The organism is Pseudomonas glycinae (assembly GCF_001594225.2).
Classification (GTDB): Bacteria; Pseudomonadota; Gammaproteobacteria; order Pseudomonadales; family Pseudomonadaceae; genus Aquipseudomonas; species Aquipseudomonas glycinae.
In genome coordinates, this window is sequence record NZ_CP014205.2 from 1,820,845 (window position 1) to 1,834,195 (window position 13,351).

9 protein-coding genes are annotated in these 13,351 nt (G+C 61.2%); 4 read left to right on the plus strand and 5 right to left on the minus strand.

The genetic code is table 11. The features are described 5' to 3' along the window. Nucleotides 1-2 precede the first annotated feature (2 nt). Entirely contained in the window at nucleotides 3-3,344 is a 3,342-nt protein-coding gene (gene treS, locus AWU82_RS08110; RefSeq protein ID WP_064381814.1) for a maltose alpha-D-glucosyltransferase, read from the minus strand. 185 nt (nucleotides 3,345-3,529) lie between these two features. After that, the gene (locus AWU82_RS08115; protein ID WP_064381815.1) at nucleotides 3,530-5,527 is read right to left on the minus strand and encodes an alpha-1,4-glucan--maltose-1-phosphate maltosyltransferase; all 1,998 of its coding nucleotides are present in this window, start codon (nucleotides 5,525-5,527) and stop codon (nucleotides 3,530-3,532) included. Nucleotides 5,528-5,745: 218 nt separating this feature from the next. Between AWU82_RS08115 and AWU82_RS08120 the strand changes: the two genes are divergently transcribed. Further along, nucleotides 5,746-5,904 (plus strand): hypothetical protein, encoded by a 159-nt coding sequence (locus AWU82_RS08120; protein WP_170928915.1) that lies wholly within the window; start codon nucleotides 5,746-5,748, stop codon nucleotides 5,902-5,904. On the opposite strand, the gene AWU82_RS08125 is transcribed toward AWU82_RS08120, so the two are convergent. Continuing rightward, complete coding sequence (locus AWU82_RS08125; protein ID WP_041475257.1) at nucleotides 5,905-6,441, minus strand: MgtC/SapB family protein; 537 nt, start codon at nucleotides 6,439-6,441, stop codon at nucleotides 5,905-5,907. It lies immediately after the preceding gene. Between the two features lie 122 nt (nucleotides 6,442-6,563). Between AWU82_RS08125 and AWU82_RS08130 the strand changes: the two genes are divergently transcribed. From AWU82_RS08130 to mapR, 3 genes are all read left to right on the plus strand, one after another. Beyond that, on the plus strand, nucleotides 6,564-6,812 hold the full coding sequence (locus tag AWU82_RS08130) for a DUF3203 family protein (RefSeq protein WP_011333950.1): 249 nt from the start codon (nucleotides 6,564-6,566) through the stop codon (nucleotides 6,810-6,812). Between the two features lie 195 nt (nucleotides 6,813-7,007). Next, entirely contained in the window at nucleotides 7,008-8,438 is a 1,431-nt protein-coding gene (gene ccoG / locus AWU82_RS08135; RefSeq protein ID WP_064381816.1) for a cytochrome c oxidase accessory protein CcoG, read from the plus strand. 222 nt (nucleotides 8,439-8,660) lie between these two features. Next, nucleotides 8,661-10,070: a GntR family transcriptional regulator MpaR gene (gene mapR / locus AWU82_RS08140; RefSeq protein WP_064381817.1), complete on the plus strand. Its 1,410-nt coding sequence runs from the start codon at nucleotides 8,661-8,663 to the stop codon at nucleotides 10,068-10,070. Nucleotides 10,071-10,251: 181 nt separating this feature from the next. Here the strand turns inward: mapR and AWU82_RS08145 are convergent, their stop codons facing one another. Together AWU82_RS08145 and AWU82_RS08150 are read right to left on the minus strand one after the other, a co-directional pair. Continuing rightward, nucleotides 10,252-10,998 carry an SDR family oxidoreductase gene (locus AWU82_RS08145; RefSeq protein WP_039772394.1) on the minus strand — a complete coding sequence of 249 codons (747 nt, stop codon included), beginning with the start codon at nucleotides 10,996-10,998 and terminating at the stop codon, nucleotides 10,252-10,254. 85 nt (nucleotides 10,999-11,083) lie between these two features. Further along, entirely contained in the window at nucleotides 11,084-13,165 is a 2,082-nt protein-coding gene (locus AWU82_RS08150) for a putative bifunctional diguanylate cyclase/phosphodiesterase (protein ID WP_064381818.1), read from the minus strand. Between the last annotated feature and the right edge of the window lie 186 nt (nucleotides 13,166-13,351).

Here is a 13,351-nt window from a genome sequence, read left to right on the forward strand (position 1 = left end):
GACTACTCTCCACCAAGATCGGAAAAGGGTTTTAGCCCCGTCAATAACCCGTACAGACCGTGCAGCGGCACGGGCAGCCAGGTGGGGCGATTTTCGGCTTCATAGGCCACTTCGTAGGCCGCTTTCTCCAGACCGAACAACGCCAGCGCGGCGTCGGCACCTTCAGGATCCTGCCAGGCATGATCAAGACTAGCTGCCGCTTGGCGATATGCCTGGAGAAACGCGTCCCGTGCTTCACGCAAGTACCGCTCCGTGACCCGGCGACGCGCGGCTTCAGTCTCGGGACTGTTGTCGACGTTGTGCACGTTCAGGGCCATGGCTGCGGCATAGTCGAAGGAACGCAGCACCCCGCTGACGTCCTTGTACGGGCTGTGCTTGCCTCGGCGCTCGCTCAATGGCCGCGCCGGTTCACCTTCAAAGTCGATCAAGTACGCATCACCCTTGATCACCAGCACTTGTCCCAAATGCAGATCGCCGTGGACACGAATCCGCAGCCCGCCAGCCGAACGTTTTGCCAGTTCCTGCACATGGGCCAGAATGGTTTTTTTGTGCTCGAGCAGCCGAGCCACAAGCTTCTGATCCGCCGCATCAAGTTCGCCCTGATGCTGTTTGAGCAGCTTCAGCGCATGCTCGACCTGCGCCGCGACATCCTTACCCGTCGCCTGCGCATCCTTGGCCGAACTGACTTGCGGCGCGAAGTCCCGGTTGTCGCTCGGCGCTGCCAGCACCTGATGCATTTCCCCCAGACGCTGGCCGAGCATCCCGGCGAAATCCTTCAGCTCACCCAAGGCGTTGTAGTGCTGCGCCTGCTCGGACACGGCGTCGGCCAGCTCGTCGCGCAGCGCCCGTTCGAGGTTGTTCTGCGTCCATTCCCAGGCATCGCCCTGATTGCTCAGATAACCCTGCGCAATCATCAGCAGGTTGTCCTCGCCATCGATGCCACGGCGAATCACCGAGCCCAGCAGCGGAGAGATATTGGCAAATCCTGCAGCGGTCAGGTAAGCGCTCATCTCCAGTTCCGGGTGTACGCCGGACGCGACTTTTCGGATCAGCTTAAGTACCAGACTGTTGCCGATCACCACCGAACTGTTGGATTGCTCGGCAGACAGGTAGCGCACTTCGGATTCAGCACCCAGGCCGAGTGTTTCCAGATGCGGCGTTGCCTCGAAACGGATCTCGCCGTCACTGGATTCGAGCACCGTGCCGCCCTGCATGCCTTGCAGCACCGCGCGAACAAACGCTTCAAGGCTGAAAGCATCGGTGATCAACCCGACCTGGCGCACCCGGCGCACTCGGGCCAGGGCAAGTTGTTGCGGCAACGCCGGCCCGACCTGATCTTCGGCAATGAAGCCGAACGGCAATTGATAACGACTGGTCTGCCCGCCGCTCTGCACTTCGATTTCGCTGAACAGCACCGGATGCTGTGCATCGCCGAAGCGCACGCCGTAGGCCAGCTTCACGTGTTCGATGGCAGTGTCCTTGCCGGCGAACCAGCGGCGGTTCTGCAGCCAGCTCGGCAGAATCGCCTGCTCGAGGGTGGCCCGGGACGGCGCTTCGAGCAGCTCTTCCATGCGTTTTTTCAGTACCAGCGTGGTGAAGTCCGGCAGGCTCTGCGCCGGTTCGACGTGCCAGCTCGGCATCTGGTTTTCCGCCGCCAGGCCGAACCAGTAAAAACCGTAAGGCGGCAGGGTCAGCAGGAAACTCAACTGGCCGATGGGCGGGAACGCATTCCCGCCGAGCATCTCCACCGGCACCATGCCAACGTAGGCCGACAGGTCGAGCTCCACAGCCTGAGCACTGCGCGACACGTTGGCCACGCACAGAATGATTTCGTGCTTGCCGTCCGGCCCGGTGTATTCACGGGTGTAGGCCAGCACCCGGCGGTTGGCCGGCGAAAGCATTTTCAGCGTGCCGCGCCCGAATGCCTTGGATTGCTTGCGCACCGCCAGCAGGCGGCGAGTCCAGTTCAGCAGCGAATGCGGGTCACCGGCCTGGGTTTCGACGTTGACCGATTGATAACCGTATTGCGGGTCCATGATCGGCGGCAGTACCAGACTGGCCGGATCGGCGCGGGAGAAACCGCCGTTGCGGTCGATCGACCATTGCATCGGCGTGCGTACACCGTCGCGGTCGCCGAGGTAGATGTTGTCGCCCATGCCGATTTCATCGCCGTAATACAGGGTCGGCGTGCCGGGCATCGACAACAGCAGACTGTTCAGCAGCTCGATGCGGCGGCGGTCACGCTCCATCAACGGCGCCAGACGGCGGCGGATGCCAAGGTTGATCCGCGCACGACGGTCAGCGGCGTAGTAGTTCCACAGGTAGTCGCGCTCCTTGTCGGTCACCATCTCCAGCGTCAGCTCATCGTGGTTGCGCAGGAAAATCGCCCATTGGCAGTTGGCCGGGATTTCCGGGGTCTGACGCAGGATGTCGGTGATCGGGAAGCGATCTTCCTGGGCCAGCGCCATGTACATGCGCGGCATCAACGGGAAGTGGAACGCCATGTGACACTCGTCACCATTCACGCCCTCGGCGTCGGTGTCACCGAAGTACAGCTGGGTGTCTTCCGGCCATTGATTGGCTTCGGCCAGCAGCATGCGATCGGGGTAGTTGGCGTCGATCTCGGCACGGATCTGCTTGAGGACGTCGTGGGTTTCCGGGAGGTTTTCGTTGTTGGTGCCGTCGCGTTCGATCAGGTACGGAATCGCATCCAGGCGCAGGCCGTCGATGCCCATGTCCAGCCAGTAGCGCATCACCGACAGCACGGCTTTCATGACTTGCGGGTTATCGAAGTTGAGATCCGGCTGGTGCGAATAGAAGCGGTGCCAGAAGTACTGACCGGCCACCGGATCCCAGGTCCAGTTGGACTTTTCGGTGTCGAGAAAAATGATCCGGGTGCCGTCGTATTTCTGGTCGTCATCCGACCACACATAGAAGTCCCGCGCGGCCGAACCGGGCTTGGCCTTGCGCGCGCGCTGAAACCACGGGTGCTGATCGGACGTGTGGTTGATGACCAGCTCGGTGATGACCCTCAACCCGCGTTTATGCGCCTCGGCAATGAAACGCTTGGCGTCGGCCATCGTTCCGTAATCGCTGTGGACGCCTCGGTATTCGGCGATGTCGTAACCATCGTCGCGACGTGGCGAGGGGTAGAACGGCAACAGCCAGATGGTGTTGACGCCAAGATCGGCAATGTAATCGAGTTTGGCGATCAGGCCGGGAAAGTCGCCGATTCCGTCGTTATTCGAATCGAAAAAGGATTTGACGTGAACTTGATAGATGACCGCGTCCTTGTACCAGAGCGGGTCCTTGATGAAGGTGGCTGCCTTGGGTTTCTTCGCCATGTGAAACTCCTGTTGAATTCAATAAGGGCGTCCTGCGCAGATCGCTGATCGTTCCCACGCTCTGCGTGGGAATGCATACCGGGACGCTCCGCGTCCCAAAGCGGACGCAGAGCGTCCATGGCGGCATTCCCACGCGGACGGTTCGACGCCTCGACGTGGGAACGATCAGGAACCGATCAAGTCGATCAGGAAGAAGTGATCCGCCAGATTCCGAACGGCTGATACGCCGGGTCGATCCGCATGAACTGGTACTTGCCGTGCCAGTCCCAGCGATGGCCGTTCATCAGGTCTTCGCCGTGGGTGGTGGCATCGTCCGGCAGGCCCATTTCCCACAGCGGCAGCTCGAAATTCGCCTCTTGCACGTTATGCGGATCGAGGCTGACGGCGACCAGAATGAAGTTGCTGCCGTCTGCGCTGCGCTTGCCGAAATAAAGAATGTTGTCATTCCAGGCGTTGTAGATCTTCAGGCCCAGATGACTGTGCAGCGCCGGATTCTGCCGGCGGATGCGGTTGAGCTGGGCGATCTCCGCAATGATGTTGCCGGGCTGGTTGAAGTCGCGGACGCGGATCTCGTACTTCTCCGAATCAAGATATTCCTCCTTGCCCGGCACCGGCGCCGATTCGCACAGCTCGAACCCCGAATACATGCCCCACAGGCCCGAGCCCATGGTCGCCAGCGCCGCGCGGATGAGAAATCCGGGACGTCCCGATTCATGCAGGAACGCCGGGTTGATGTCCGGGGTATTGACGAAGAAATTCGGCCGGTAGCACTCGCGCCACGGCGACTCATTGAGCTCGCTGAAATAGGTCGCCAGTTCGGCCTTGGTGTTGCGCCAGGTGAAATAGGTGTAGCTCTGGGTGTAACCGACCTTGCCCAGCCGCGCCATCATCGCCGGGGTGGTGAAGGCTTCGGCGAGGAAAATCACTTCCGGGTACAGGGTGCGTACATCGGCGATCAACCATTGCCAGAACGGCAGCGGTTTGGTGTGCGGGTTGTCGACGCGAAAGATCTTCACGCCCTCCTGCACCCAGCCGACCACAATGTCGCGCAACTCGACCCACAGGCTCGGAATTGCTTCCGGCGCATAGAAGTCGACGTTGACGATGTCCTGGTATTTCTTCGGCGGGTTCTCTGCGTATTTGATCGTGCCGTCCGGCCGCCAGTTGAACCAGCCCGGATGCTCCTTGAGCCACGGGTGATCCTGGGAGCACTGGATGGCGAAGTCGAGGGCGATTTCCAGACCGTGGTCTGCGGCAGCAGCTACCAGCCGACGGAAGTCCTCACGGGTGCCGAGCTGCGAGTGAATCGCTTCGTGGCCACCCTCCTCGCTGCCGATCGCATACGGGCTGCCGGGATCGTCCGGGCCGGCGGTCAGGGAATTGTTGCGGCCCTTGCGATGGCTGCGGCCAATCGGGTGGATCGGCGTGAAGTACAACACGTCAAAACCCATGTCCTGAATCATCGGCAGGCGCGAGTGCACATCATTGAAGGTGCCGTGGCGGGCGGGATCGTCGGTGATCGAGCGGGGAAACAGTTCGTACCAACTGGCGAATTCCGCCAGTTCGCGCTCAACGTCCACCGGGAATTCCGCACTGATGCTCAGGTAGGCGCGGTGATCGGCCTCGGCCATCAGTTGCGCACTGCGCGAGTGCAGGAACAACGCAACCTGCTCGGTTTCGAGCAGTCCGGACAATTCGTGGTGCAAGGCTGCCAGTTGTTCGCTCAGCTGACCTTCGCTGCGCTCGGCAGCTTGCTGCACCATGGTGCGTCCTTCTTGCAGCTCGAGGCTGACCGGAACGGCGGCGGAGTGTTTCTTCTCCAGTTCGTATTGAAAACTGGCGAACTGGTCGATCCAGGCTTCGATCAGAAACAGATATCGGCCCACGCGCTGTGGCTGGAAAACGCCTTTCCAGCCGTTATTGCCCTGATCGGACATGACCTCGGTTTGCCAGGTTTCATCGCCCTCTTCGCGCCAGCGGATGCGCACCGCCAGTTTGTCGTGACCGTCAGCGAACACCTTGCTGGTGACGACGATCTCCCGGCCTGCGATTGCCTTGACGGCGAACTGTCCGCCGTCGAGGGTCGGCGCGGTGTTTTCTATGACGATGCGCGGCAGCAGCAGGGCCTGCGACAGCGGTATATGCGGGTTGTAGCTCTGTTCCGAGGGTTTTTCAGCAGTCATTGAGCATCTCTCCTTAACGCCCCAAGGACGCTCGTTTGCCTGTTTGGCGGTCACGGCCGGGCCTGCGCCCGATGATGAACTCTCTCAGGTTCCGAGCGACTGACGCCGGGAAAAGTTCACAGGGATTTGCCCCGCCACAAAATCGGATCGATTTCGCAGTGAAGTGGTCAATCCACTTAAGCACTTCCCACGCCAAGTGCCACACGGAGGTTCACCCGATGACTATCCCGATTCCAGCCGAAACACCCGATCCGAACATCGACAAACCGACCCTGCCCGAGACCGAGCCGCAACCGATTCCCGAACAGGAACCGCCTGGCTCCACGCCCCCGCCCAAGGAAGAACCGCCGACGACCATGCCGCCGGTAATCGTCTGATCAGCGCGGGTCGTTGTGGTCTTTCTCGATGCGGTCTTTTTCGATGTGATCCTTTTCGAAGACTCTGACGATCCGTGGCATGACACTGAAGATCCCCAAAGCGAGCAACGTACTGAGCAGCGCCGTCGCCTCGCGGCCCAACCCGGCCGCGACGCCGATGGCGGCGGTCATCCACAGGCCGGCGGCGGTGGTCAGGCCCTTGACGTGGCCTTCGTCACCTTCGTGGTTCTTGAGGATGGTGCCGGCGCCGAGAAAGCCGATCCCGGCAATAACACCTTGTACCACCCGGCTCATGGCGTCGGCCTGGGACCCGGACAATTGCGGCACCAGTACAAACAGCGCCGCGCCGAGTGCCACCAGCATGTGCGTTCGCACCCCGGCGGCCTTGCCCTTGTGTTCACGTTCAAAGCCGAGAATCCCGCCCAATATCGCCGCCATCAGCAGGCGCACGGTGATCCGGGTCAGCTGCGAGGCGTCGCCGATGTCGGCGAATTCCGCTTGCAGGGTTTCCCACACTTCATGCCACCAGGCGTTCATCGTCCAGTCCTTGTAATGAATTGATAAAGGATGGACAGCGCCGACCATTAATCGGTTGCGTAGAACGATCGGCGCAGCGCAAGCCCTAAAGGTTCAGATCCCCTGTGAAAAAGGACTACCCCATGCCCCTTCGTATCGATGAAAGCAATCCGGACTCGAAAGTCTGTTTTTTCACCGTGGAAAATGGTGAGGAGATTCGTATCTGCGACACGCTGGAAGTCAGGACAGATAGCGAAAAAGCCATGTCGTTCGTCGAGGTGGAAGGACGGCGCATCTACGTTACCGAAGCCGAAGCGGATGCATTGACCGTCGCAGGCGCCCGGGATGGACGCAAACACCTGAAGGCCGACGACAGTGATTCGGTGATTTGACTGACCCCGGTCAAGAACCGGCTCAGGCGTCTGGGATAGGCATCTGCGCCTTGGCCTGCGGGCTGCTTCAAGTTGTCGCAGGCGTGCGTGCAAATGTCATCTGATACGCTTTTTATTGAAATACCTGAGTCTGTTATGCAAACAGATCGACGCTCATAGTTCATCGGCCTGATGGAGGCTGATGAGCGAACGACCATGAGCGAACGAATCCCCGTCCGAACCGTAGAAGCATCTCCCCGGATAAAAAAAGTACCGGCGCGCCCAATGAAGGCGAAACACGCCACCAGCGACAACCAGATCTTCACCCGCAGCTTCACCGGCCTGTTCCGCACCTTGCGCATGAGCGGTGCGGGGTTTCTGTTCCTGCTGTTTTTCGGCACGGTGTGGCTGAACTGGGGCGGTCGTCAGGCGGTGCTCTGGGACCTTTCCGAAAGCAAATTCCACATCTTTGGCGCAACCTTCTGGCCGCAGGATTTCATTCTGCTGTCAGCGCTGCTGATCATCGCCGCGTTCGGCCTGTTCGCTATTACTGTGTTCGCCGGCCGGGTCTGGTGTGGCTACACCTGCCCGCAGAGTTCGTGGACGTGGATCTTCATGTGGTGCGAGAAGATCACCGAGGGCGAGCGCAACCAGCGCATCAAGCTGCAAGCGGCACCGTGGAGCCTGAACAAACTCGCACGGCGTGCGGCCAAGCACACGCTGTGGCTGGCGATCAGCGTGCTGACCGGGCTGACCTTCGTCGGCTATTTCACCCCGATCCGGCCGCTGGCCGAAGAACTGCTGACCTTGCAGATCGGTGGCGTCAGTCTGTTCTGGGTGCTGTTTTTCACCGCCGCCACCTACATCAATGCCGGTTGGCTGCGCGAAGCGGTGTGCATGCACATGTGCCCGTATGCGCGGTTCCAGAGCGTGATGTTCGACAAGGACACCCTGACCATTTCCTACGACGCCGCCCGTGGCGAAAACCGTGGCCCGCGCAAACGCGAGGTGAAACCGGCCGAAGCCGGCCTCGGCGATTGCATCGATTGCCAGTTGTGCGTGCAGGTCTGCCCGACCGGCATCGACATCCGTGACGGCCTGCAAATGGAATGCATCGGCTGCGCGGCGTGCATCGACGCCTGCGATTCGATCATGGACAAGATGAATTACCCCCGCGGCCTGATCCGCTACACCTCCGAGCGTGAATTGCAGGGTGGCAAGACGCACTTGCTGCGCCCGAGATTGATCGGCTACGTCGCGGTACTGGTGGTGATGATCGGCGCCCTCGCTCTGGCGTTGGTCGAACGGCCAATGGTGTCGCTGGACGTGACCAAGGACCGTGGTCTGTTCCGTGAAAACGGTCTGGGCCAGATCGAAAACATCTACACCCTCAAGGTCATCAACAAGACCCAGCAACGCCAGGACTACAACCTGAGCCTGGTGGACGGCGACGGCTTCCAGTTGCAAGGCAAGACCGAGCTGAGCCTGGCGCCGGGCGAGATCGTCGATGTGCCGGTGTCGGTGGCAATGACCACGGAACGCGCGGCCAGCAGTTCGCAGACCTTGAGCTTCAAGATTGCCGACAGTGATGAGCCTGAGATTTATAGCGTGGCGAAGAGCCGGTTTGTTGCGCCGATGAATCGGTGAGCCGTTAGAATCTCCCCCCTCACCCCAGCCCTCTCCCCCGAGGGGGCGAGGGGGAAAGGGAGCAGATCTCAGTTGCTTGCAAACCCGAGTTCGACTCCGGACTTTCAAGTCGGCGTAACTCAAACAAACAACTCGTTCAGTCCCCTCTCCCTCCGGGAGAGGGCTAGGGTGAGGGGGCTTTTCCCTGACACTCTACACATTCAACCAGCACCAAGGCCCCCGATGAAACGCTACGAAAAATTCGCCGACGACATCGCTGAACTGATCCGCTCCGGCGTCCTCGGCCCCGGTCAGCGGGTGCCGTCGGTGCGCTACGCAAGCCAGACTTACGGCGTCAGCCCGTCCACGGTGTTCCAGGCCTACTACCTGCTGGAACGTCGCGGCCTGATCCGCGCCCGGCCGCGCTCCGGCTACTTTGTCAACACGCACGCCCCGAGCCCGTTCTCGGAGCCGGTGATCAGCAGCCAAGTCAACGAGTCCACCAAGGTCGACGTCAGCGAACTGGTGTTCTCGGTGCTCGAGTCGATCAAAGACCCAAGCACCGTGCCCTTCGGCTCGGCATTCCCCAGCCCGACCCTGTTTCCGCTGCAACGCCTGTCCCGCTCGCTGGCCAGCGCCGCCCGGGAGATGGACCCGCGCATGGTGGTCACCGACATGTCGCCGGGCAACCCGCAACTGCGTCGGCAGATCGCCCTGCGCTACATGGTCGGCGGCCTGATGCTGCCGATGGAAGAACTGCTGATCACCAACGGCGCCCTCGAAGCGCTCAACCTGTGCCTGCAAGCGGTGACCGAACCCGGCGATCTGGTGGCCATCGAAGCCCCGGCGTTCTACGCCAGCCTGCAAGTGCTGGAACGGCTGAAACTCAAAGCCGTGGAAATCCCTGTTCACCCGCGCGACGGCATCGACCTCGGCGTGCTCGCCCAGACGCTCGAGCGGCACCCGATCAAGGCCTGCTGGTGCATGACCAGTTTCCAGAACCCGATGGGCGCGACCATGCCCGAGGCCAAGAAACAGGAACTGGTGGAACTGCTGAAACAGCATCAAGTGCCATTGATCGAAGACGACGTCTACGCCGAACTCTATTACGGCCAGCAGGCGCCGAAACCGGCCAAGGCCTTCGACACCGAAGGGCTGGTGATGCATTGCGGCTCGTTCGCCAAGAGTCTGGCCCCCGGCTATCGCATCGGCTGGGTCGCCGCCGGGCGCTACGCGCAAAAGATCGAACGGCTGAAGCTGATGACCTCGCTGTGCGCCTCGATGCCGGCCCAAGCGGCCATCGCCGACTATCTGCAACACGGTGGCTACGACCGTCACCTGCGCAAACTGCGCTACGCCCTCGAAGAACAGCAAAGCGCGATGCTCGCGGCCATCGCCCGTTACTTCCCGGCGCAGACGCGCGTGAGCCAACCGGCCGGCGGCTACTTCCTGTGGCTGGAACTGCCACCACAGATGGACTCGTTGAAGTTGTTTCAGATGGCGTTGGCGCAGGGGATCAGCATCGCGCCGGGGCCGATTTTTTCGCCGACCCAGCGCTTTCGCAATTGCATCCGACTGAACTACGGCAGCCCGTGGACCGAGGATACGGAGAAGGCGATGGAGACCTTGGGGCGGATTGTGCGGTCGTTCTGAAAGACCGCTGATCGTTCCCACGCAACCAGTTCAACGCCTAGACGATGATCGTTCCCACGTCGAGGCGTCGAACCGTCCGCGTGGGAATGCCTCAAGGGACGCTCCGCGTTCCAGCTCTGGAAGGGACGCGGAGCGTCCCGGGCTGCATTCCCACGCGGAGCGTGGGAACGATCATAGAGGTCTAACGCCCGCCGCCGAGATCGACGAAAGTCCCGGTGGCATACGAGGCCTTGTCCGACAGCAACCAGACAATTGCCTCAGCCACCTCATCCGGCCGTCCGCCCCGGGCCATCGGGATCGCCGACTCCAGCTTGCTGACCCGATCCGGATCGCCGCTCAAGGCGTGGAAATCGGTATAGATGTAGCCCGGACGCACCGCGTTCACCCGAATCCCCTCGCCCGCCACCTCCTTTGACAGACCGATAGTGAACGTATCCAGCGCGCCTTTGGACGCTGCGTAATCGACGTATTCGTTAGGCGAACCCAGCCGCGCGGCGACCGAAGAAACGTTGACGATGCTGCCGCCCTGCCCGCCGTGTTTGGGCGACATGCGCAGGATCGCGTGCTTGGCACAGAGAATCGGCGCCAGCACGTTGGTTTTCATGATTTTGAGAATGCGGAATTCGGACATTTCGTCGACCCGGGATTTCTGCCCCACGGTGCCGGCGTTGTTCACCAGGGCAGTGACCCGGCCCAGCTCTGTGTCGACCCGATGAAACAGCGCGATCACTTCGTCTTCGATACTGACGTCAGCACGGACGGCAATGGCCGTGGCGCCGCGTTCCCGAACCTGATCGAGCACATGGTGGGCGGCCTGTTCGTCCGTCTGGTAATTGATGCAGATCCGATAGCCTTGCTCGGCAGCCAACAGCGCGGTGGCGGCGCCAATTCCACGACCACCGCCGGTGATCACAATGACTTTATCCATGCTGGCCTTTCCCCCGATACACACGTAACAGTCGGGGCAAGAATAACCGTCATTGCAGGGTTTTGCATGACCTGCGATTAGCGGCTCAGCTCACCGCCAATGGTTTGCCGCGCGCGACATCCTGCAGAAAGCGATCCGCCGGCATCGGGTGACCGAGCAGATAACCTTGCAGTGAATCGCAGCCCAGTTGCGTGAGGAAGTCCTGTTGCGAGTCGGTCTCCACTCCTTCAGCCACGATGCGCAGACCGAGTGCCTGACCGAGGGCGACGATTGCCGAAACGATCGCCGCATCGTCGCTGTCATGTTCCAGATCACGGACGAAACCGCGATCAATCTTCAGCTCGTTGGCCGGCAGGCGCTTGAGATACATCAGGCTGGAATAGCCCGTGCCGAAATCGTCGATGGACAGATCGACGCCCATGTCGGACAGCTCCTGCAACACCGTCATGCTCGCATCGGCGTCGCTCATGGCGGTGGTTTCGGTGATTTCCAGGGTCAGGCTGTTGGCCGGCAAATGGTGGGTGGCCAGGGCCTTGGCCACGCTGCGCACCAGTCCGGCGTGGCAGAACTGCAACGCCGACAGGTTCACCGCGATCCGCCATTCGGTGTGGCCCAGTACATACCACTCGCGCATCTGCCGGCAGGCTTCGTTGAGCACCCACTCGCCAATCGGAATGATCAGACCGGTTTTCTCTGCCAGATCGATGAACGTGTCCGGCATCAGCATGCCGTGAACCGGATGCTCCCAGCGCAACAACGCTTCGGCACCGACCGGGTGACCGTCAGCGGCGTGGAATTTGGGTTGGTAATGCAGGCAGAACTCGCTGTGCTCCAGTGCTGCCCGCAGGTCCTGCAACAGTTGCAATTGCTTGCGCGCGTTACTGTTCATCGAAACGTCGAAGAAGCTGTAACCATTCTTGCCGCCGCCCTTGGCGTGGTACATCGCGGCATCAGCGTTCATCAACAGTTCCTGGGCGCTCTCCCCGTTGCCGGGGTACAGGGCGATGCCGACGCTGGCAGAAATCTGCAGCTCATGTTCGGCGACCCGGAACGACTGTGCGATCAGGCCGACCTGACGTGCCGCCAGGCCCAGTGCATCGTTGGGTTCGGCCAGACGCACCAGCAGGACAAACTCGTCGCCGCCGATCCGCGCCAGCGTGTCGAGGCTGCGCAAATCTTCACGCAAGCGCACCGCCACTTCGCGCAGCAACTGGTCCCCCATGTGGTGACCGAAAGCGTCATTGACCGGTTTGAAGCCGTCCAGATCGATGAACATCAGCGCAAAGCAGCCACCCTGCTCATTGACCTTTTTCATCGCCTGATTGATCCGGTCGTCCAGCAACATCCGGTTCGGCAGGCCGGTCAAGGGGTCGTGCAGGGCCAGTTGGGTGAGTTCGCGGTTGGCCACGGTCAACGAATGGGCCAGATCAGCCGTGCGGGCTTCAAGACGCGCGTCGAGAATCGAAGTCAGCAGCGCAATGGCCAGTACCGCCAGCGTGGTGATCAGCACCAGATTGTCGAGGCCGTTGCCGTTCAGGCCACCGAGCGCCGCACCGCAGAAACTGCCGTCGGGAAACCGCGCCGCCGCCATCCCGGTGTAGTGCATGCCGACAATCGCCACGCCCATGACAATCGCCGCACCTGCGCGAAACAGCCGCACGTAAGGTGATTGCTGACGCAGGCGGAAGGCGATCCACAACGCTGCTGCCGAGGCGCCGACGGCGATCAACAGCGAGGCGCCAAACAGCGTCGGATCGTAGTCGATGCCCGGTTGCATGCGCATCGCGGCCATGCCGGTGTAGTGCATGGCGCTGATGCCGGCGCCCATGATCAACGCGCCAAAGGCCAGCTGCCAGGCCGGCAGTTTCGGCTGGCTGACCAGCCACAGGGCAAAACCGCAGGACAGCACGGCAATCAGCAATGAGAGCGCCGTGATTGAAATGTCGTAACCGAGGCTGATCGGCAGCTTGAATGCCAGCATGCCAATGAAGTGCATCGACCAGACGCCGATGCCCATGGCAAACGCCCCTCCGGCCGTCCACAAATGCACGGCGCGGCCCTTGGCAGTAGCAATGCGCCCGGTGAGGTCGAGCGCGGTGTAGGAAGCGAGGATCGCCACACACAGCGAAATGAAAACCAGCGTGAAGGAATAGCTACCGATGAGCATGAGGATTCTCGTGACCACCCCGCCGTACTGCGTCCGTTCTCGGCGGGGCCAAATGCGGCGATTGTACTGATTGCGCGGAAGAACGCACTGACAAAGTAATCAAATGGCCATCAAGCCGATGAAACGCTTGTTTGATCGTCTGACAAGACTCTGGAGTGCTGCTTTGACAGAGCGTCCGCCCTCGCC